General features: G+C 74.3%; 2 protein-coding genes. One reads left to right on the top strand and one right to left on the bottom strand.

The window, feature by feature from the left end:
* Positions 1 to 128: 128 nt before the first annotated feature.
* Positions 129 to 860, bottom strand: coding sequence for a YitT family protein (locus HYE82_RS35610; protein WP_179178367.1), 732 nt, complete (start codon positions 858 to 860; stop codon positions 129 to 131).
* Between the two features lie 276 nt (positions 861 to 1136).
* On the opposite strand from HYE82_RS35610, the gene HYE82_RS35605 reads away from it, so the two are divergent.
* Positions 1137 to 2882: a VanW family protein gene (locus tag HYE82_RS35605; RefSeq protein WP_179178366.1), complete on the top strand. Its 1746-nt coding sequence runs from the start codon at positions 1137 to 1139 to the stop codon at positions 2880 to 2882.
* The last annotated feature ends 16 nt before the right edge of the window (positions 2883 to 2898 follow it).

Genomic DNA, 2898 nt, shown 5'->3' with positions numbered 1-2898 from the left:
CCCCGGCCCCGGGCCCCCGTCCTCCTGGTGTGCCGCGACGGCCGGGATACCGGAGGGACGCCCTCAGGGCGCCGGCGGTTCCTCGGCGCGTCCACGGTCCGCTTCCGCGGGCCGGTGCCCGACCCGTGTCACCGGGCCCCCGCCGAGGCGCTCGGCGTGCCGCTCGTACCGGCCGGACCCGCCGAGGACGAGGGGCGGGCCTTCGGCGACGTCCCGCCCGCGGGCGACGGCCGACCCCGTCCGGCGGCCCCGGGCACGGCGAAGACCCGTAGGAAGAACTGGGCGAGCGGGCCGATGGCCAGGGCGTAGGCGACCGTGCCCGGGCCGACACTGCCGCCGAGCAGGAAACCGGCCGCGAGCACGGTGAGCTCGATGCCGGTGCGCACGAGCCGCACCGACCGCCCGGTCCGCCGGTGCAGCCCCGTCATGAGGCCGTCGCGCGGGCCCGGCCCGAAGGCGGCCGCGATGTACAGGCCGGTGGCGAGGCCGTTGAGGACCACGCCCGCCGCCAGTGCACCCGCCTGGGCCGCAAGGCCGTGCAGGTCGGGCACCGCCGCCAGCGTGGCGTCCATGGACAGCCCGACCGCGAACACGTTGGAGACGGTGCCCAGGCCGGGCCGCTGCCGCAGCGGCCACCACAGCAGCAGAACCAGGGCTCCGACGGCCACGGACACGGTGCCGATGGTCCACCCGGTGTGCTCGGCGAGGCCCTGGTGAAAGACGTCCCAGGGCCCGAGTCCGAGCCCCGCCCGGACCAGGAGCGCCGAGCTCGCGCCGTACAGGGCGAGGCCGGCGTAGAGCTGGAGGAGCCGGCGGGTGAGGCGCCCCGAGGGCCGTGCGGAGGGTGGGACGGTGGACACGAAGGGTGCCTTTCCTGGGAGCCAAAGACCGATGGACCACACGCTGTGGCATCTGCTCCGGGTGGGCACAGGGCCAATCCCGGGTCAGTGGCCTTATTTCCGGTCGGCCGGCAGTCCGGCATGGGCCCGCGCGTGAGAACACGCACATTTTTGGTAGCTTTCGCCCGAATTGGTGAATGCTGGAGGGCGGTCCGGCGCAACGGTTCGTGTCTCGGGTGGATCGCCGGCCGCCACAGCCACGACTGCGACACGGCACACCGCCGCCACGGGAGAGACATGCGACGCGCACACCGCCTGCTGAACGACTGGCGTACGGCCCTGCCCCTTGCGGGCGGAGCCGTCGTACTCGGCTTCGGCGGCCTGTACCTCGCCGGCCTCGCAGCAGCGGGCGACAGCATCGCCGACGGCACCAGCGTGCGCGGCGTCGCCATCGGCGGCATGAGCCGTGCGGAGGCCCGGGCGGCCCTCGACCGCGGCCTCGGCCCGGCGGCTGCCGCACCGATCACGTTGAAGACCGAAGGCGGCCGCACCGCGCAGGCCGTCCCCGCCGCCTTCGGCCTGTCCCTCGACACCGAGGCCACCGTCGACCGCGCCGCGCAGTCCGGCTCCGACCCGTTCACCGTGATCGGGCGGCTGGTCATGCCCGCGGAGAAGCGCGAGGTCGAACCCGTCATCCGCGCCGACGCCGCAGCCGACCCGGACCGGGCCGCCGAGCGGCTCGCCGACTCCGCCGGGAGCCCGGTCCGCGACGGCGCCGTCTCCTTCCAGGACGGCAGCGCCCGGTCCGTCGCCCCCGCGATCGGGGTGACCGTACGGGCCGACCGGGCGGCAGAGGTCGTCCGCGCCGTCTACCTGAGCCCGCAGGCCGGCCCCGCGGCCCTGCCGGTGGAGCTCACACAGCCCACGGTCGGCGCGCAGGAGACCGCGCGGGCCATGAAGGAGTTCGCCGAGCCCGCGATGTCCGGGCCCGTCACCCTCACCGTCGGCGCCAAGCGGATCGTCCTCACCCCGGAGGTCCTCGGCCGGCACCTGGAGCTCAAGGCCGACGGAGCGGGCAGGCTCGTCCCGAAGCTCGACTCCGCGGGGCTGCTGGCCGACCCGGACGTCGCCCGGCAGGTGTCCGCGATCACCACGCCCTCGCGCGGGGTCACCTTCGAGGTGGACGCAGCCGGCCGTGCCGTGGTCGCCGAGGACGCCCGCAGCGGCGTCCAGGTCACCGCGAAGGCCCTGGGGGACGCCGTCCTGCCGCTGCTGACCCGCACGGGCGACGCCCGCACGGCGGAACTCGCCACGACGGCCGTCCCGCCGCGGCTGACCGCGCAGGAGGCCCGGCGGCTCGGCATCAAGGAGAAGCTGTCGTCCTTCACCGTCAACTTCCCGGCGGCCCCCTACCGCACCACCAACATCGGGCGCGCGGTGGAACTGCTCAACGGCTCCGTCGTCCGGCCGGGCGAGACGTGGAGCTTCAACAGGACGGTCGGCGAGCGGACCGAGGAGAACGGCTTCGTCGACGGGATCATGATCAACGACGGCCGGTTCGTGAAGTCGCCCGGCGGCGGTGTCTCGGCGGTCGCGACGACCATGTACAACGCCATGTTCTTCGCCGGCCTGAAGCCGGTCGAGCACGGGGCGCACTCCTTCTACATCGAGCGCTACCCCGAGGGCCGCGAGGCCACCGTCGCCTGGGGCACCCTCGACCTGCGCTGGAAGAACGACTCCGGCAGCGCGGTCTACGTCCACGCCCGGTCCACGGACTCCTCGGTGACCATCAGCCTGCTGGGCACGAAGGCGTACGACGAGATCCGCGCCGCCAAGGGCCCGCGCACCAATGTGACCCCGCCGAAGAAGATCGAGGCCTCGGGCCCGCAGTGCGAGGTGCAGACCCCTCTGGAGGGCTTCGACGTGGCCGTCGACCGGATCTTCGTCCGGGGCGGGCAGGAGGTCAAGCGCGAGACGTACCGCACGCACTACATCCCGCGGGACGAGGTGACCTGCGACCCGAAGACCCCGCCGCCGTCCTGACCCGCCTGGACCACAC

The organism is Streptomyces sp. BR123, assembly GCF_013401435.1.
Classification (GTDB): domain Bacteria; phylum Actinomycetota; class Actinomycetes; order Streptomycetales; family Streptomycetaceae; genus Streptomyces.
The sequence above is the reverse complement of the archived record's forward strand: the minus strand, read 5'-3'. Positions and strand labels throughout refer to the sequence as shown.